Annotated in this window: 14 protein-coding genes and 1 tRNA gene; 3 read left to right on the top strand and 12 right to left on the bottom strand. The window is 69.0% G+C overall.

Translation table 11 applies throughout. The features are described from left to right. Positions 1 to 5: 5 nt before the first annotated feature. On the bottom strand, positions 6 to 1,067 hold the full coding sequence (locus ASF68_RS17090) for a serine/threonine-protein kinase (RefSeq protein ID WP_056014002.1): 1,062 nt from the start codon (positions 1,065 to 1,067) through the stop codon (positions 6 to 8). Positions 1,068 to 1,311: 244 nt separating this feature from the next. Here ASF68_RS17090 and poxB point away from each other — a divergent pair, with 244 nt between their 5' ends. Both poxB and rfbB read left to right on the top strand, forming a co-directional pair. Beyond that, entirely contained in the window at positions 1,312 to 3,048 is a 1,737-nt protein-coding gene (gene poxB / locus ASF68_RS17085) for a ubiquinone-dependent pyruvate dehydrogenase (protein ID WP_056013999.1), read from the top strand. An 82-nt stretch (positions 3,049 to 3,130) separates the two neighbouring features. Then, positions 3,131 to 4,129: a dTDP-glucose 4,6-dehydratase gene (gene rfbB / locus ASF68_RS17080; protein ID WP_056013996.1), complete on the top strand. Its 999-nt coding sequence runs from the start codon at positions 3,131 to 3,133 to the stop codon at positions 4,127 to 4,129. A gap of 229 nt (positions 4,130 to 4,358) precedes the next feature. On the opposite strand, the gene ASF68_RS17075 is transcribed toward rfbB, so the two are convergent. The 5 genes from ASF68_RS17075 to ASF68_RS17055 all read right to left on the bottom strand — a co-directional run bounded on the left by ASF68_RS17075 (position 4,359) and on the right by ASF68_RS17055 (position 9,181). Further along, positions 4,359 to 5,516 carry a M23 family metallopeptidase gene (locus ASF68_RS17075; RefSeq protein WP_157580575.1) on the bottom strand — a complete coding sequence of 386 codons (1,158 nt, stop codon included), beginning with the start codon at positions 5,514 to 5,516 and terminating at the stop codon, positions 4,359 to 4,361. A gap of 318 nt (positions 5,517 to 5,834) precedes the next feature. Next, positions 5,835 to 6,662, bottom strand: coding sequence for an inositol monophosphatase family protein (locus ASF68_RS17070; RefSeq protein WP_056013989.1), 828 nt, complete (start codon positions 6,660 to 6,662; stop codon positions 5,835 to 5,837). A gap of 93 nt (positions 6,663 to 6,755) precedes the next feature. Further along, complete coding sequence (locus ASF68_RS17065; protein WP_056013986.1) at positions 6,756 to 8,024, bottom strand: HNH endonuclease signature motif containing protein; 1,269 nt, start codon at positions 8,022 to 8,024, stop codon at positions 6,756 to 6,758. A 205-nt stretch (positions 8,025 to 8,229) separates the two neighbouring features. Next, positions 8,230 to 8,311: transfer RNA gene (locus tag ASF68_RS17060), tRNA-Tyr, on the bottom strand. Positions 8,312 to 8,416: 105 nt separating this feature from the next. Beyond that, positions 8,417 to 9,181 carry a lytic transglycosylase domain-containing protein gene (locus ASF68_RS17055; RefSeq protein ID WP_056013983.1) on the bottom strand — a complete coding sequence of 255 codons (765 nt, stop codon included), beginning with the start codon at positions 9,179 to 9,181 and terminating at the stop codon, positions 8,417 to 8,419. Positions 9,182 to 9,234: 53 nt separating this feature from the next. Here ASF68_RS17055 and ASF68_RS17050 point away from each other — a divergent pair, with 53 nt between their 5' ends. Beyond that, on the top strand, positions 9,235 to 9,723 hold the full coding sequence (locus ASF68_RS17050; RefSeq protein ID WP_056014685.1) for a YajQ family cyclic di-GMP-binding protein: 489 nt from the start codon (positions 9,235 to 9,237) through the stop codon (positions 9,721 to 9,723). Positions 9,724 to 10,066: 343 nt separating this feature from the next. On the opposite strand, the gene ASF68_RS17045 is transcribed toward ASF68_RS17050, so the two are convergent. From ASF68_RS17045 to ASF68_RS17020, 6 genes are all read right to left on the bottom strand, one after another. Beyond that, the gene (locus ASF68_RS17045; RefSeq protein WP_056013980.1) at positions 10,067 to 11,104 is read right to left on the bottom strand and encodes an alpha/beta hydrolase; all 1,038 of its coding nucleotides are present in this window, start codon (positions 11,102 to 11,104) and stop codon (positions 10,067 to 10,069) included. A 73-nt stretch (positions 11,105 to 11,177) separates the two neighbouring features. Next, positions 11,178 to 12,311 (bottom strand): hypothetical protein, encoded by a 1,134-nt coding sequence (locus ASF68_RS17040; protein ID WP_056013977.1) that lies wholly within the window; start codon positions 12,309 to 12,311, stop codon positions 11,178 to 11,180. 96 nt (positions 12,312 to 12,407) lie between these two features. Continuing rightward, the gene (locus ASF68_RS17035) at positions 12,408 to 13,793 is read right to left on the bottom strand and encodes an FAD-dependent oxidoreductase (protein WP_056013974.1); all 1,386 of its coding nucleotides are present in this window, start codon (positions 13,791 to 13,793) and stop codon (positions 12,408 to 12,410) included. Between the two features lie 119 nt (positions 13,794 to 13,912). Beyond that, positions 13,913 to 14,974 carry a polyprenyl synthetase family protein gene (locus tag ASF68_RS17030; protein WP_056013971.1) on the bottom strand — a complete coding sequence of 354 codons (1,062 nt, stop codon included), beginning with the start codon at positions 14,972 to 14,974 and terminating at the stop codon, positions 13,913 to 13,915. Positions 14,975 to 15,076: 102 nt separating this feature from the next. After that, on the bottom strand, positions 15,077 to 15,514 hold the full coding sequence (locus ASF68_RS17025; RefSeq protein WP_056013968.1) for a hypothetical protein: 438 nt from the start codon (positions 15,512 to 15,514) through the stop codon (positions 15,077 to 15,079). A gap of 71 nt (positions 15,515 to 15,585) precedes the next feature. Next, positions 15,586 to 17,145, bottom strand: coding sequence for an APC family permease (locus tag ASF68_RS17020; RefSeq protein WP_056013965.1), 1,560 nt, complete (start codon positions 17,143 to 17,145; stop codon positions 15,586 to 15,588). Between the last annotated feature and the right edge of the window lie 45 nt (positions 17,146 to 17,190).

Genomic DNA, 17,190 nt, shown 5'->3' with positions numbered 1-17,190 from the left:
CGGGCTCAGAAGGCGAAGATGCCGATGGCCACACCGATGGCGAGGCCGGCAGCGGCCGTGGCGCCGGCGAGCAGCAGTGCGATCCGCGGATCGACGCCTCGTTCGGTCACGAGCCCGAGACGCGCGCGCACCCGGCGGACGCGTCGGACACGGGATTCCGACCAGATCTCGCGCAGGGTCGAGGCGACTTCGTGGGCCGCCGGCCGGTCCTCCGGGCGACGGGCCGTCATCGAACGCAGGAGCGGGTGCCAGGCGGCCGGCAGCTCGGGCGGGATCACGGGATCGCGGTGCAACCGGGCGATCGCGGACTCGACGAGCCCGCCGTCGAACTCACGACGGCCCGTGATGGCCTCGAGCAGCACGAGGCCCAGCGAGTAGATGTCCGTCTCCGTGCTGACCGTGTCGCCGAGCGCCTGCTCGGGTGAGAGGTAGTTCGCGGTCCCAGAGATCGCCTCGGTGTTCGTCAAGCGGGAGCCGCCGATGAAGTGGGCGATCCCGAAGTCGGACAGCTTCACGAGGTTCGCGTGCCCGAAGGCGGCGATGTCGCTGAAGAGCATGTTGTCGGGCTTGATGTCGCGGTGGACGATCGACCGCGTGTGGATGAACGACAGGGCGTCGGCCACCTGGGCGCCGAGCGCAGCGGCATCGCGCGGCAGCATCGGGCCCGCCTGCAGCTTGTCGGTGAGCGTGGCACCGGGGATGTACTCCATCACCAGGAAGCGGTGCTCGACGCCACGGTGGACGACGGAACCGGAGTCGTACAGCTCCACGAGACCCGGGTGGCGCAGTTCGCCGAGCAGGCGGATCTCACGCTCCTGACGGAGGCGGTCGTTCGCGGTCGCCGCCTCGTCGCGGAAGAGCTTCACGGCCACGGGTCGCGACAGGAGCTCGTCGCGAGCCCGGTAGACGTTCGCGGAACCGCCCGAACCGAGCTGCTCGCCGATGCTGTAACGGCCGTTGGACAGGCTCACGCCGGTGACGACCGTCTCGCTGTGCTCGGTGAACATGGCGGCGGGATCGGTCACCGGTCCCGCGTGTGCCGGCGGTCGGTGCAGGGAGTCACTCACGGCCGCCCCTTTCACGGTGCAGTCGATGTTGGCCGCACCACCGCGTCGTCGGCAGGCTGTTCCAACATCCACGCTACAAGGCGTTCGTCGTTCAGGTGGATTGGCGCCGGAGTGTTGAGAAGCGTTACCGCACCTGGTAGGGCTCTGCAAGGCCGAGTCGCTCCCTTGTGACGCTCGGACCACCCGAGGAGCATGGAAGGACCGGGAACCCCGGACCGAGAGTCGCCAGCTGCGAGGAGCACCCATGTCCACTGTCGCCGAAACCGTCGTCGCCACGCTCGAAGCCAGTGGGGTGCAGCGGGTGTACGGACTGCCCGGCGATTCACTGAACGGGTTCACGGACGCCCTCCGGACCAACGGACGGATCGAGTGGGTGCACGTCCGCCACGAGGAGGCGGCCGCGTTCGCCGCGGCGGCCGAAGCCGAGCTGACCGGGGAACTCGCCGTCGTCGCCGCCAGCTGCGGGCCCGGCAACCTCCACCTCATCAACGGCTTGTTCGACGCGAACCGCTCGCGCGTACCGGTCCTCGCGATCGCCGCGCACATCCCGAGTTCCGAGATCGGCACGACCTACTTCCAGGAGACGCACCCGCAGGAGTTGTTCCGTGAGTGCAGCGTCTACGTCGAGCTCGTCTCCATGCCCGAGCAGCTGCCCCGGGTCCTCGAGATCGCGATGCGCACCGCGGTGGAACGTCGCGGGGTCGCGGTCGTCGTCGTGCCGGGCGACGTCATGCTGCAGCACGCGGTCTCCGAGCACGTCTCGGCGATCCGGGCGACGCAGCCGCGCATCCTGCCCGCCGCCCACGAACTCGATGAAGCGGCCCGCCTCCTGAACGCCGGCAAGCGCGTCACGATCCTCGCCGGCGCGGGTGTCAAGGGCGCCCACGAGCAACTCATCGCGACCGCCGACGCCCTCGGCGCCCCCATCGTGCACGCGCTCCGTGGCAAGGAGCACGTCGAATACGACAATCCCTTCGACGTCGGCATGACCGGACTCCTCGGCTTCGCCAGCGGCTATCACGCCATGCTGTCGTGCGACGTGCTGCTGATGCTCGGCACCGACTTCCCCTACCCCCAGTTCTTCCCCGAGGACGCGACCGTCATCCAGGTGGACATCCGGGGCGAGCAGATCGGCCGACGGCACCCGGTCGACCTCCCACTCGTCGGCACCGTCCGCGACACCCTCGACGCCCTCCTGCCGAAACTCGAACGCAAGACGCACCGGAAGCACCTCGACGAGGCGCTCAAGCACTACCGCAGCTCCCGGAAGGGCCTCGACGAACTCGCGACCGCCGACCACGACCGCCAGGCCATCCACCCGCAGTACCTCGCGAAGGTCATCGACGAGCTCGCCACCGACGACGCCGTGTTCATCCCCGACGTCGGTTCGCCCGTCGTCTGGGCGTCGCGGTACCTCACCATGAACGGACGACGCCGGCTGATCGGGTCCTTCAGCCACGGCAGCATGGCGAACGCGGTCTCGCAGGGCCTCGGCGCCCAGGCGTCGCAGCCCGGCAGGCAGGTCGTCGCGCTCGCCGGCGACGGCGGCCTCACGATGCTGCTCGGTGAGCTCATCTCGCTCACGCAGAACCGGCTCCCCGTGAAGGTCGTCGTCGTCAACAACTCCTCGCTGAACTTCGTCGAGCTGGAGATGAAGGCGGCCGGTTTCGTGAACTACGGCACGGACCTCCAGAACCCGGACTTCGCCCGCGTCGCCGAGGCGATGGGCATCCACGGTGAACGCGTCGAGCGGGCGAGCGATCTGGAGGGTGCCATCCGGCGTGCGTTCGAGCACGACGGTCCGGCGCTCGTCGACGTCGTGACGGCACGGCAGGAACTGTCGATCCCGCCGACGATCACGGCGGAGCAGATGAAGGGGTTCACGCTCTACGCGCTCCGCACGGTCATGTCGGGTCGGGGTGACGAACTCCTCGACCTCGCGAACACGAACCTGCTGCGCCGGATCCTGCCCGGACACTGAGCCGCGGCGGGGCGGACACCCGTCGGCTCAGGAGCAGGATTCTCCCCCGGCTTCCAGAGACCGCCGGGTAGACTCGGTTCTCGTGTCCAGACTTCTCGTTACCGGCGGCGCCGGATTCATCGGCTCGAACTTCGTCCACTACGTCCTGAACAACACCGATCACTCGGTGACCGTCCTCGACAAGATGACCTACGCGGGCAACCGCGCCTCGCTCGACGGCCTCCCGGCCGATCGTTTCGAGCTGGTCGTCGGCGACATCCAGGACGCGACGCTCGTCGACGAGCTCTTCGCTCGCCATGACGCCGTCGTGCACTACGCGGCCGAGTCGCACAACGACAACTCGTTGCACGACCCCCGCCCGTTCCTCGACACCAACATCATCGGCACGTACACGCTGCTCGAGGCTGCTCGCAAGCACGGGACCCGGTTCCACCACATCTCGACGGACGAGGTCTACGGCGACCTCGAGCTCGACGACCCGGAGCGGTTCACGGAGCAGACCCCGTACAACCCGTCGAGCCCGTACTCGTCGACGAAGGCCGGCAGCGACCTCCTCGTCCGCGCGTGGGTGCGGTCCTTCGGCGTCAAGGCGACGATCTCGAACTGCTCGAACAACTACGGTCCGTACCAGCACGTGGAGAAGTTCATCCCGCGTCAGATCACGAACGTCCTCGGCGGCGAGCGTCCGAAGCTGTACGGCACCGGCGAGAACGTCCGCGACTGGATCCACGCCAACGACCACTCCTCCGCGGTGCTCACCATCCTCGACAAGGGGGTCATCGGCGAGACGTACCTCATCGGAGCCGACGGTGAGAAGAACAACAAGGACGTCGTGGAGCTCATCCTCACGCAGCTGGGTCAGTCGGCCGACGCCTACGACCACGTGAACGACCGCCCGGGCCACGACCTCCGCTACGCGATCGACTCGTCGAAGCTGCGCACGGAACTCGGCTGGACGCCGGCCTTCAGCGACTTCGAGGCCGGCCTCGCCGACACGATCGCCTGGTACCGCGACAACGAGTCCTGGTGGAAGCCGCAGAAGGCCGCCACTGAGGCGAAGTACCAGGAGCAGGGTCAGTAACCCTCCCCGTCACGAACGAAGGCCCGTCGGCATCAGCCGGCGGGCCTTCGTCGTGCAGGTCCCTGAGCGAAACCCCGACCCCTGAGCCGATCTCGTCTGGTCCCTGAGCCGGTCTCCTCTGGTGCCTGAGCCTGTCGAAGGACACCCACCCACTCCCACTGTCGGCAGAAACACGAACGCCCCGCCCGGACTCGGGCGAGGCGTTCGTCAGGTGGCGGGGTCCGCGACGTCAGTTGACGTTGGCGTACAACCACTCGAGCGGGTCGACCCAGGTGACGCCGTCGAGTCGGATCTCGAAGTGCAGGTGCGGTCCGGTGGACATACCGGTGGAGCCGGTGAGGCCGAGGATGGTGCCGACCTTGATGGCCTGCCCCTCGGTGACCCGGACGGAACCGTGCTGCATGTGCGCGTAGACGCTCGAGACGAGGCGACCGTTGATCGTGTGGTCGACGATGACGTTGACGCCGAGCGAGCCTTCGCCGTCTTCGACGTGGCGGACGACGCCGTCGGCGATGACCTGGATGGGGGCGCCGTTGCCGGGGTTGAAGTCCTGGCCGTGGTGGTCGCTGGAGCAGCCTGCGCAGTCGCGAGCACCGAAGCGGTCGCCGATGGTGACACCGACGGCGAACGGCCACTGGATGGTGCCGTTCGGGTTGTTGGTGAAGGTGTTGGCGGGGCGGATGCCCATCGCGGCGGCGGCTTCTTCGACGGTGCTCGTCGTGTAGTCGTCGCGGGTGAAGGTCAGTTCTGCCGAGCCCTCGCTGTCGAGCGACTGGGAGGCCTGGTTGCTGAGCCCGTTGCCGTCGCCGAGCTCGGCCTGGGATGCCTCGGCGACCGAGGTCGCGACGTCTTCTGCGGTGAGGAGCGCGTTGGCCGGGACGGAGGTCGCGACGGCCATGAGGGCGACGAAGCCCATCGCGGCACCGGCGAAGATCTTGGTGGTGATGTGGCGCTTACGGGCGATGCCCGAGGGGCGAGGAGCGGCAGGCGTGGACGCCGGACGACTCGTGTTGCGGGGCTTCGTCGTCGACACGGGAGCGGAGGTGGCCCGGGTCGAGCGGCGCGGACGCGAGGCGTCGGCGAGGGGGATGTCGGTGTCGACGGGCACGGACGACGTCGGCGTGGTGGCATCGGGGGCGAGGGTCGGCTCGGCGATGAGCGACTCGGACTCGGCCGGCGCGAGGTCGGCGACGTCGGACGTGTGGACCGCCTCGATCGCCTCGGCGATCATCTCGTCGACGGGGTCGACGGCAGGAGCAGCCTCGGGCTCGGCGACGTTCGCCTCGTGGGTCGGGTCCTGCAGCACGGACTCCTGCTGCTCGAGGGCTGCCGCCGCCTGACGCTCGCGTTCGCGGAGTTCACGGCGGCTGAGGGGAGGCGTCTGCACGGGTGCAGTGTCTCGCTCGGCGGACGTGTTCTGCGGGTCCTGAGGGTCGGGAAGCACAGGGGTGTCCTCAGGGCTTGCATGGCGTGACAAGGGGGCGGGGGCCTTTCAACGGGGCTAGCAGATAGGGCGTGAAGTCCGTCCACGCGGGGGAACGCGGACGTAACGAATAGATAAATGCTAGCAACGGGAGCCTGAAAAAGCCATGGCAGTGCTCGGTTTTGTTGTGGAAAACCCTGGTCAGAGGCCATATGAGAGTTCTCTTATGAACGAGTCGCGACCGGAGCGTTTCGGGGCGTCCCTCACCGCCGGGCCGACGGTTCAGCCGATGGACGAGGCGAAGCCCTGCTCGACGAGCAGGCGCTCGAGGACGTCGAGCAGGGGTGCGTCTGCGGCCATGATGAGCTTCGTGGTGGCGGGGGCGCCGTCGAACCCGGCGACCGTCGCGCCCGCTTCAGCCGCGACGAGCGCCCCGGCGACCTGATCCCAGGGCTTCAGCCCGCTCTCGTAGTAGGCGTCCAGGCGGCCGGACGCGACACTGCAGAGGTCGAGGGCCGCGGAACCGATCCGGCGGACGTCACGGAAGGTGCCGAGGAGTGCGCCGAGGACCGCGGCCTGTTCCATCCTCCGCGAGGCCGTGTACGAGAAGCCGGTGCCGAGCAGGGCGACGTTCGGGGCGACGCCCCGGTTCACCTCGAGCGTGCGGCCGTTGAGGTGCGATCCGGATCCACGGGCCGCCGTGTACGACTCGCCCAGCACCGGGTTCACGACGGCACCGGCGAGTGTGGTCCAGGTGGCGGGATCGGGTTCACCCTCGACGACCCCGATGCTCACGGCGTACGCGGGGATGTCGTAGAGGTAGTTGACGGTGCCGTCGATGGGGTCGACCACCCAGGTGAGGCCCGAGGTGCCGGTCGAGCCGCCTTCCGCGCCGGTCTCTTCACCGAGGAAGCCGTCGTCGGGGCGGGCTGCGAGGAGTCGATCGCGGATGAACTGCTCGGACTCGCGGTCGGCTCGCGTGACGACGTCCTCGATCGAGGACTTGCTCGCGGCGATCTCGACGCCCTCGCGTCGTCGGCGCAGGATCAGCTCCCCCGCGTCGGTGGCGATGTCGGTGGCGATCTTGAGGAGCTCTTCGTGGCCGGTCACCCCACCACCCTACGGCCGCCCGCCTCATGCGCCCTGGCCGGCCCGGTCGCCGAGGAGTGCGCTCCCTTCGACAAGCTCAGGGACCGGACGTGGTCAGAACGGTGCGCGGTCCGGCTCGGTTCGATGGTGTTTGCCGTCGGGTGTCGTCCAGTCGAGCACTCCACCCGGTCGATGTTCAAGGCCCCAGCCGGGGAGGTGCTTCATCCGGTGGTGATGTCGGCAGAGACAGGCGAGATTCCCCACGTCTGTCGTTCCGCCGTCCTGCCAGGCGACCGAATGGTCGAGGTCGCAGGCTCTAGCGCGCCTCCCGCAGCCGGGTGCCCGACAGGTGCCGTCTCGGAGCCGCACCGCCCGCTGGAGATCGGCGGGAACGCGATACTGGCCGCGGCCGACGGAGAGGACGGCTCCGGTTTCCGGCTGGACCAGGATGCGGGTGAAGGAGGGTGCGTTGACCGCGATGCGCGCGGCGGTCTCGGGGTCGATCGGCCCGTACCCATCGAGCGTGGCGGGGGCGTCGGAGACGCCGGCCATGCTCAGCGCCGGGACGGTGATCTGCACGGTGGGCTTGATGTGCTCCTGCACTTCGATCGGGTGCGGGAGGACGGGGTTCGAAACGACATCGTCCGGCGTGACGCCGGTGAGGGCCAGGGCCGCGAGGGCGTCGGCCTGGAGCTGCCCGCAGGTGCGCTGGTCGCCAGCGCGACGCGCTTCGGACGCTGCGCTCTCGAGTCGCTCGATCATGCCCTGCGCGATCGGCGCCGTGGTGAACAGGTTCACCCACGCCATACCGTCCGAGGCCAGCTCGAACTCGACGCGGCGGTCTGCCTCGGAACGCAGTGCACGCGCGGTGATGGATTCTGGGTGGAGTCGTTCGCGGAGGTCCTTCGCGCGCTTCTTGAGCCGCGCAACGGTGGACCGTTCCGCGATGGGAAGCACGTCGGCGAGGAAGGAGGCACGGCCGACGGTCGGGACCTCGCGAAGCTGGTCCGTGATCGTGCGCGCATGTCGGCCGGAGATGAGGCCAGCCTCCAGCGCCGCCAACACTGCGGGGGCCTCGTTCACGAGCCGCTCGGCGTCGTCCGTGGCGTGCAGGACTGTCCGCTCGGCGGAGCGGGTCGCCATCGCGAGCATCGCGCACGTCGAACGCCGCGAGAGTGCACGCCGCTCTGCGGGCGGGTAGATCGCGGGGACGACGGAGTCAGCGAGCGCGTCCGCATACGCAGCGGAGCGCGCGAGCAGGCGCGCTTCTCGCGCGTCGAGTGCCGCCCGCAGTCGACCGATCTCCGCATACTCGTCCGAGAACTCGGCGAGCTGCGCGGCGTACTCGTCGCTCGCGCGGGTCGCGGTGGTGGTCTCGGTCATGACTCCAGTCCACCATGGACCACTGACATTCCAGATGCCGAGTTCGAGTGCGTGTGGACGCGTCCTGTGAGCGCTTCGACACTCGCGGCATCCGGGTTGCGCTCGGCGACGGCGGCGGCAACCCACGACCCTCCTGGCGGCACCCACAGGCACCAGTCCCAGAAACGAACATTGCCCCACCCGTAGGGGTGAGGCAATCGTTCAGTGGCGAGTGAGGGATTCGAACCCCCGAAGGCTGAGCCGTCTGATTTACAGTCAGATCCCTTTGGCCGCTAGGGTAACTCGCCAAGCGCGCCCGACCGACTTTCGAACAGCCAACCGAAAGCGCTTGACCAATATAGCCGCCAGATGGCCGGACGCGAAATCAGGATGAGGACCCGTCGTCAGGCCGCTCACTTCTCCGCTGACGACACCGCTTCGGCGTACTCGTTCGCGGCGGCGGCGACCCGTCGAAGGTACTCGGGGGACGAGTTGTAGGCCCGGATCCCGCTCAGCCATCCCGCCTCCGTCCGCATGTCGTAGTCGCTCGCCCGGCAGAGGTAGTTCGCAGCCGCCATCGCCGCGTCGTCGAGGTTCTGCGGGTCGAGGACCCCGTCACCGCTCGCGTCGGTCCCCCAGTTCTCCCATGACTCCGGGATGAACTGGAACGGCCCGACCGCCCGATCGTGGACCGGGTCGCCGTCGATGACGCCCTGGTCAGTGTCCGTGATCTCCTCCGTCTCGCCACCCTGCAGGGGGACGCCGAAGATCGGTGGCGTCACGACGCCGTCCTCGCCGAGCTTCGAACCGTCGTGGCGGCCGTGGTCGCTCTCGGCGAACCCCACCGCGGCGATCGTCGTCCACCCGATGCCGCACTCCGGCGTCAGCTCCGCTTTGCGGATGGCGGCGCCCGCGTAGGACCGGAGGGCGCGTTCCGGGATGCCGCTCGACGACGACACCTCTGCCACCCACCCCTCGTCGGCGAGATCCACGTTCGCCACGCCACCGTCGGGGGCGTCGCTCTTCGGCGGCACCTCGACAGGTTTGGCGTACGGCACGGGTTCCGGTTCCGGTGCGCACCCGCTCAGCAGGATGGCCCCCAGGAGGATCGAGGCACCTGCGAGGGACCGCCGTCGTCTGGCGGCCGTCGGCCGGTCCTGCGTCTCTGGGCTGTGCATCTCCCCCAGCCAACCACACCCGCCTGACCGACACCGGCGGTACCATGGTCCACATGGCAGATTCCTCGTTTGACGTCGTGAGCAAGGTCGACAAGATGGAGGCGGACAACGCCCTCAATCAGGCACACAAGGAGGTCGAGCAGCGCTACGACTTCAAGAACGTCGGTGCGTCGATCGCCTGGAGCGGCGAGAAGATCCTCATGAAGGCGAACACCGAGGAGCGCGTGAAGGCGATCCTCGACGTGTTCGAGTCGAAGCTCATCAAGCGCGGCATCTCCCTGAAGAGCCTCGAGGTCGGCGACCCCTTCGCCAGCGGCAAGGAGTACCGGATCGAGGCGACCCTCAAGGAGGGCATCAGCCAGGAGATCGCCAAGAAGGCCAACAAGCTCATCCGCGACGAGGGCCCGAAGTCGGTCAAGTCGCAGATCCAGGGCGACGAACTGCGCGTCTCGTCGAAGAGCCGCGACGACCTCCAGGCCACGATGGCGCTGCTCAAGGGCGCCGACCTCGACATCGACCTCCAGTTCGTCAACTACCGCTGAGTTACCGCTGAGTCGATCGGGCGCGGCACTTCGGCGTGACCGCGTCACGACCGACGACTGATCCACTCTCTCCAGTGGAGCGCACGGCGCGCTCCGTCCGGCCTCCGGTCGGACGATAGCCGCCCCGTACACCGCGGGGCCCGGTCGTTGGAGCACACGTGGATCATTCGAGACCCTCGGACGGATCGCATCTCGAAGTCTTCCGGACATCGAGCGACGATCAGCAGGTCGGCGTCCCTTGCTGGTGTTCGATCGGCCAGGACCACAGTTATGCCGAGTGGCTCGCCTTCGGTCGCCCCGATCCGCGGCGCCCGGCCGGCCCGCGACGCCGCCACCCTCCGACTCAGCGCTGACGCGTGACGGGCGCCGCGAGATACCCACGGCCCCACGCGACGATCTGGTCGAACGCGCGCTCCCTGACCGGCTCCTCCGAGAGGAAGACGTCGTGGAGCGCTCCGTCGAGGCGGACGATCGTGACGGTCTCACCGAGGTCGAGCGCGCGTTCGGCGACCGCATCGACGTCCAACGCCGTGTCGCTCCTCAGCATCGCGTCGTTCCACCGTGGGAGCAGGACGCTCCGCGCCGACAGCAGGGTGAGCGCCGGGACGCGCAGGTGCAGACCCGCGTCGACGAGACGATGCCCGGTGAGGATGGCGTTCAGCCAACCGGGGTGCAGCGGGAACCCGTGGAGCGGCCGCCACGCGAGGTCGTAGTCCCACGCGCCGTCCATCGTGCTCGACACGGACCGGGTGTAGAACCCGAGGTCGACGACGGGGAGCTGGGCCCGCGGATCGATCCGGGAACCGGCCTGGATGAGCGGAGCGATGGCGAGCCGACCGAGCTGTCTCGCCTGGAACTCCAGCCAGGGACTGTTGCGGACGAGCCCGGCGACCCGGTCCTGGTTCCGCGCCGTCCACAGGCTCAGGGTGAGGCCACCCGTCGAATGCCCGAGGAGGACGAGTCGGCGACGGGTCCGCCGACCCGCGGCGTGGTCCGCGGCACCGTGCCCCATGACGGTGAGGGCGGCCTCGATGTCCTCGTCGTAGGTACGGAGATCGTCCACGTACCCGGGCGTCTGGCGCGGCCGGAGGCTTCGTCCGTACTTCCGCAGGTCGAGCGCGTAGAACCGTGCGCCGAGTCTCGCCCAGAAGCGGGCGAGGTGCCGTTGGAAGAAGTAGTCCGACCAGCCGTGGACGTACAGGACGTCGATCCCGTCGGCGACGTCGGGGAGCAGGAACTCGCCCAGCTGTTCGAGCGGCGGCATCCGGTAGCGGACGAGCGTCGCAACGACGTCGCCCTCGTCATCCGGTTCGAGCGTCAGCGTGCGCTGCTGGAACCCCTCGCCGAGGATGTCGTCCGTCCAGCCTCGAGATCCCGCCATGTCGCCACGCTACCGTGCGCGAGCGATCGACCCCCGGATGGTCCGGCTTCCGCGCGGACCATCCGGTCGTCGACTACTGCTGGTAGGGGTTGTGCTGCTGCGGGCCCTGCGGCTGCTGCCCGTACGGCTGCTGCGGCGCCTGCTGGTGCTGACCCTGCTGGTGCTGACCGTGCTCCGGCTGGCCGTGCTGCTGCTGGTGGTGCTGGCCCTGCTGGTGCTGGTCGTGCTGACCTCGCGGAGCATCGGCGAGCCCCTCGGGTGCGACGAAACGCGTTGCGAGCAGCGCACCGATCGTCAGGAAGCCGGCGAGCGTCACACCGTACAGGAGCGGCGACAGGAAGCCCTGGTTGACGATGAACGTCGCGGTCCCGTACTGCTCGACCACGCCGCGCACGATCGTGACGATCAGCACGATGAGCATCATGACACCGGTGCCGACCGCGGCGGCGATACCGACCGACTGCACGAGGTCTCGCGCCGTGCGGACCCGCGTCAGGGGGCGGACGAGGATCAGGATGAGCGCTGCGCCGGCACCCCACAGGGCGATGTTCACCAGGTTGGCGCCGAAGCTCAGGAGGACGTCACCGACGGGGAAGTACTCCGAGATGCTGAAGAAGGAGCCGATGAGGCCCACGAGGGCGACGGCTGCAGCGATACCGCCCGCGATGCCCACCGAGATGAGCGCGAGACGGGTCTCGCGCGCCCGGGGGTTCGGCGCCTTCGGCTGAGCCTGCGCGTACTGCTGCTGCGGCTGACCGTACTGGCCGTTCTGCGACTGACCGTAGGGCGCCTGGGGCGCGCCGTACTGGCCGGTGTGCTGCGGCTGGCCGTACTGACCGGTCTGGGACTGACCGTACTGGCCGGCGTCCTGACCGTACTGGCCGGTCTCCTGTCCGTACTGGCCGGTGTGCTGCGTCGCGGCGGACGGGTCGTTCGGCTGGCCGTACTGGCCCTGCTGCGGCTGACCCCACTGGCCACCCTGGTCGCCGGACTGCGGCTGGCTCCACTGCCCCGCCTGCTGCGGCGCCGGCGTCTGCTGGCCGGTCTGGTTCCACTGCTGCTGCACGGGGTCCGGGTGCATCTCGCCGTACCGCGGCTGCTGCTGCGACTGCTGCTGGCCGTCGGCGACGAATGCCGGCGGATCGGACGGCGGGACGGACGTCGGCTGGTCCGACGGGACGTTCTGGGGCGCGTTGGGGTCGGTCATTCGTCCAGCATAGTGACCGACACACTTCGGACGATGGTCCGGGCGACCGGGTTGACGCAGCCCGATCGATCGGGCTGCGTCACGCTCGACGAGCGATCAGACGGTCGGCACGCCGCCCTCGGGATCCTGCGCACGGGAGATGGCGACCATCTCCTCGCGCGGGACCACCTTGACGCGCGCCCGACCCTGCGGCTCGCCGAGGGCGATCTCGTGCTGATCGAGCAGGTGCCAGCCCTCGAGGTCCGTGTAGGCCACCCCGCGCGACTCGAGCAGGGCGACGACGGCCTCCTCCTCGGGCTCGGCCGGCGACCACCAGTCGGCCTGGTCGTTGATGACGTGGGCGACGGTCTCCATGGCGTCCGACTTCGTGTGGCCGATGAGACCGACCGGCCCGCGCTTGATCCACCCGGTGGCGTAGACCCCGGGGACGCGCTCGTTGCTCTCGGGGTGGAGCACCTTGCCCTCGTGGTTGGGGATGACGCCGTGTCGCGCGTCGAAGGGCACACCGGGCAGCGGGCTGCCGAAGTACCCCACCGCGCGGTAGAGCGCCTGGATCGGGAGCTCGCGGACCTCGCCCGTGCCCTCGACCCCGCCCTGTCCGTCCGGACGCGTGCGCTCGTACCGGAACGCCGCGACCTTGCCGGCGCCGTCGTCGACGAGTTCGAGCGGCTTCGCGTAGAAGTGCAGGTGCAGGCGACGGGACGCCTGCCCGACCTCGCGGGTGCGCCACTGCTGCAGGACGCGGTCGATGACCATGACCTGCTTGTTGCTCGCCACGGCCGCCTTCGACGCGTCGTCGTAGTCGAAGTCCTCGTCGTGGAGGATCATGTCGACGTCGTTGAGCTCGCCGAGTTCTCGCAACTCGAGCGGCGTGAACTTCACCTGCGCGGGTCCGCGACGGCCGAAGACGTGCACGTCGGTCACGGGCGACTGCTGCAGACCCTCGTGGACGTTCGCCGGGATCTCCGTCGGCAGGAGGTCCTCCGGGTGCTTCGCGAGCATGCGGGCGACGTCGAGTGCGACGTTGCCGTTGCCGATGACGGCGATCGACTGTGCCTCGAGCGGCCAGGTGCGCGGAACGTCCGGGTGACCGTCGAACCAGCTCACGAACTCAGCTGCACCGTAGGACCCGTCGAGGTCGATCCCCGGAATGTCGAGCGGGGCGTCCTCGACGGCTCCGGTGGAGAAGATGACCGCGTTGTAGTGGTGCTTGAGGTCGTCGAGTGTGATGTCGACCCCGAACCGCACGTTGCCGAAGATGCGGATGTCGCCGCGGTCGAGGACGTCGCGGAGGGCGTTGACGATGCCCTTGATCCGCGGGTGGTCCGGCGCGACGCCGTAGCGGACGAGTCCGTACGGAGCCGGGAGCTGCTCGAAGAGGTCGATGGAGACGTCGAACTTCCGTTCCGCCTTGAGGAGGATGTCCGCCGCGTAGATGCCTGCGGGTCCTGCGCCGACGATGGCCAGCCTGAGCTTGGTCACGGTGGTTCCTTTCGTGTCCCCGTGCGGGGTTCCGGGTCCGGCCGGAGGAGCACTCCGGCCGTGATGCGTTCGCGTCGCGGACACCGTGCCACCCCGGTCGTGCCGGAGCGGCGGCGGTGTCAGCTCCTGCGGTCGACGATCGCCTTCGCGAAGTGCACGAGTGCCTTCTTCACCGAGCCGTCGGGCAGCGGTGCGAGTGCTGCGATCGCCTCGTTGGCCCACTGCTGCGCCTCGGCGAACGTGCGGGCGGTGACGGCGTGGTCGCGCAGCGTGGCGACGAGGGCGGCGAAGCGGACCGGGTCGTGGTCCGTCTCGGCGACCTCGGCGTCGAGTCGTGCGACGAGCGCGGCCGCCTCGGGGTCGGTGGCGGCTTCTCGACGGAGGTAGAGCATCGGGAGGGTCACGACACCGGCCCGGAGGTCGGTACCGGGCACCTTGCCCGTCTCCTCCGGCTGCGGCGAGAGGTCGATGACGTCGTCGATGAGCTGGAACGCGATACCCACCTTCTCGCCGAACTCCACGACCGCGTTCTCGAATTCGGCCGGTGCGTTGGAGAACACGACACCGCTGCGGGCGGCGGCGGCGATGAGCGAGCCGGTCTTGTCGGCGAGCACCTGGATGTAGTGCTCGACCTCGTCCTGCCCCTCGCGGGGTCCGGTGGTCTCGTGCAGCTGCCCGAGGACCAGGCGCTCGAAGGTGGCTGCCTGGATCCGGATCGCGCGTTCGCCGAGGTCGGCCATGATCTGGCTGGCCCGGGCGAACAGGAGGTCGCCGGTGAGGATGGCCGTGTTGTTCCCGAACACCTGGTGCGCGCTGGGCACGCCGCGGCGCTTGTCGGCGTCGTCCATGACGTCGTCGTGGTACAGCGAGCCGAGGTGCGTGATCTCGATCGCCTCGGCCGCCTGCAGGACGTCCTCGGTGATGCCGTCGCCGAGTTGCGCGATGAGCATGGTCAACAGGGGGCGCACCCGCTTGCCGCCGGCCTCGAGCAGATAGCGGGCCGTCACGTCGACGAGGTCGTCGGTGAAGCCCAGCTGCTCCTCCAGCCCGATCTCGAGGCGGGCGACGCCGTCGTCGATCGTCCGGGCGAGCTTGCGGTCCGCTCCGGTCGCGAACATGCGTTCGGCAAGCCCGGCCTGGCTGGCCAGGCTGCTGACACGTCGGGTCGCGCTGGGATTCACAGCTCTAGCCTAGCCGGGGCAGCCCGCCACCGGTGCCGGAGCGCTCGAATGCACGGCCGCGGACAGCCGATTGACAGCTGTGGTCGGACCACAGCCCCGAGATCACCGGAGCCGGACGCCCTCGGCGTCGTAGAACGCCAGGTGCGGGAACTCGTGCGCGAGGTCCAGGAGCATCGTGTACCCGTCGGTGTTGAGGGGCGGCCACGTCCAGGCGTCGACCCCTGGCGCCGCCGGCAGCGCGGCACGGAAGAGCCCTGCCTCGACGCCCGTGCCGAGGTGCTTGGGCGGCACGACGACCAGGGCGATCCTCGCGGAGGGGCCGGACGCCACGAACTGGAGCCGGGCCCCGGTCGCGTCGTCGCGCACGATGTACTCGCGTGTGCCCGGGGTGTCCGGCGGGATCTCGGTCGTGTCGTACCGCTCGTACGGCTTGGCGAACGCCGACTTCGCCCGCTTCGCGTTCAGCAGGATGACGACCAGCACGAGACCGACGATCGCGATGCCCCAGATCCACGGGCCGCCTGGCAGGGAGTCCAACATGCCACCAGTATGCCCGGCGTGGCTGAACGAGACCGGGTGATGCGCCCGTCGACAGGCTCAGGGACCAGGGGTCAGGTGAGGCCGCCGTCGACGGAACGGCCGTACTCGATCGGCTCATCCGGCACGAGCACCTCGGTGTCGCGGTTGAGGCTCTCGCCACGGAAGAACGGACGGGAGGCCTTCCGCGTGTACCAGAGCAGCATGAGCACGAAGCCGAAGGCGAGCGACCCGACGCCGATCACGAACGTGCCGCCCACACCGAACAGCACGGTGTAGCCGTAGTCGACGTCGAACATGTCGATGCAGCTCTGCACGAAGGCGTAGGTGAGCATCAGCGCGCCGAGGAGCGGGAAGAGGCCCTTGAAGAAGAAGTCCTGCGCCGAGCGGAACAGCACCTTCCGGAAGTACCAGACGCAGGCATAGCCGGTGATGCCGTAGTAGAACGCGATCGCGAGCCCGAGCGAGAGGATCGAGTCCGCGAGGATGTTCTCGCTGACGAACGTCATGCCGACGTAGTAGACGATCGCCACGATCCCCATCACGAGCGTCGAGAACGACGGCGTCTTGAACGTGGGGTGCACGGTCGAGAACCGCTTCGGCAGCGCGCTGTACGCCGCCATCGAGAGGGTCCCGCGCGCGGTGGGGAGGATCGTCGTCTGCGTCGAGGACACCGCGGAGATCAGCACGGCGACGACGAGCACCCACGCCCACGGCCCGAGGACCAGGTCCTTGAGGGCGAGGAAGATGTCGTTTGCGTTGTCCTCGTTGCCGAGGCCCGTGCCGGTGTCGCCCAGGCCGGCGTACGCCATGGCGGCCACCGTGACGGTGACGTAGGTGACCAGGAGGACCACGGTGGAGATGAGGGCGGCGCGACCGGGGATCTTCTGCGGGTCCTTCGTCTCCTCATTGAGGGCGAGGCAGGTGTCCCAGCCCCAGTAGATGAACAGGGCGAGCAGGACCGCCTCGATGAAGCCGTGGTAGTCGGTGAAGGCGAACGGGTTGAACCAGTCGAGGGAGATCGGCGTCGCGTCGGGCGCCGTCCCGTTCGCGACCCCGACGAAGGCGAACACGGCGAACAGGACGAGCGCGAGGTACTGCACGGCCAGCAGGATGTTCTGGATCCGCTCGCCGAGCTCGATCCCGCGGTACGACACCCAGGTCATGAGCGCGATGAAGACGACACCGGTCGCCGTCACGAGCGGCACGTTCGAGGCGAGCGAGCCGTCACCGATGAGCAGCCACAGGTACTGTCCGGCGATCTGCGCGAGGTTGGCGAGCACGACGATGCCGGCGAGTGCCACGCCCCACCCGCCGATCCATCCGGTGACGGGGTTGAAGGCCTTCGTCGCCCAGGTGAAGGTGGTGCCGCAGTCCGGCACGTCGCGGTTCAGCTCGCGGTAGGCGAAGGCGATGAACAGCATCGGGATGAAGGCCACGATGAAGGCGATCGGCGCTTGGGCGCCGACGGCGAGGACGACGAACCCGAGCGTCGCGACGAGCGAGTAGACCGGAGCGGTCGAGGCCAGACCGATGATCACCGAGCCGAACAGCCCGAGCGTGCCGGTGGCGAGTCCCTTACCGCCGGTGGGCGGTCCCGACTGCGAAGCGCGGTCCGTGTCCTGTGCTGTCATGACGGAACGGTAGGGCCGGGCGCACCCGTGTGTCAATGCTCCCGT

Origin of the sequence: Plantibacter sp. Leaf314 (genome assembly GCF_001423185.1) — a bacterium.
Lineage (GTDB): Bacteria > Actinomycetota > Actinomycetes > Actinomycetales > Microbacteriaceae > Plantibacter.
This window is presented reverse-complemented; position numbering and strand designations above follow the sequence as displayed.

Bases quoted from the DNA above. Each gene is read 5' to 3' on its own strand.
- poxB (WP_056013999.1), top strand. From the start codon at position 1,312: ATGTCCACTGTCGCCGAAACCGTCGTCGCCACGCTCGAAGCCAGTGGG.
- ASF68_RS17065 (WP_056013986.1), bottom strand. From the start codon at position 8,024: ATGACCGAGACCACCACCGCGACCCGCGCGAGCGACGAGTACGCCGCG.
- ASF68_RS17055 (WP_056013983.1), bottom strand. From the start codon at position 9,181: ATGCACAGCCCAGAGACGCAGGACCGGCCGACGGCCGCCAGACGACGG.
- ASF68_RS17050 (WP_056014685.1), top strand. From the start codon at position 9,235: ATGGCAGATTCCTCGTTTGACGTCGTGAGCAAGGTCGACAAGATGGAG.
- ASF68_RS17045 (WP_056013980.1), bottom strand. From the start codon at position 11,104: ATGGCGGGATCTCGAGGCTGGACGGACGACATCCTCGGCGAGGGGTTC.
- ASF68_RS17040 (WP_056013977.1), bottom strand. From the start codon at position 12,311: ATGACCGACCCCAACGCGCCCCAGAACGTCCCGTCGGACCAGCCGACG.
- ASF68_RS17025 (WP_056013968.1), bottom strand. From the start codon at position 15,514: ATGTTGGACTCCCTGCCAGGCGGCCCGTGGATCTGGGGCATCGCGATC.
- ASF68_RS17020 (WP_056013965.1), bottom strand. From the start codon at position 17,145: ATGACAGCACAGGACACGGACCGCGCTTCGCAGTCGGGACCGCCCACC.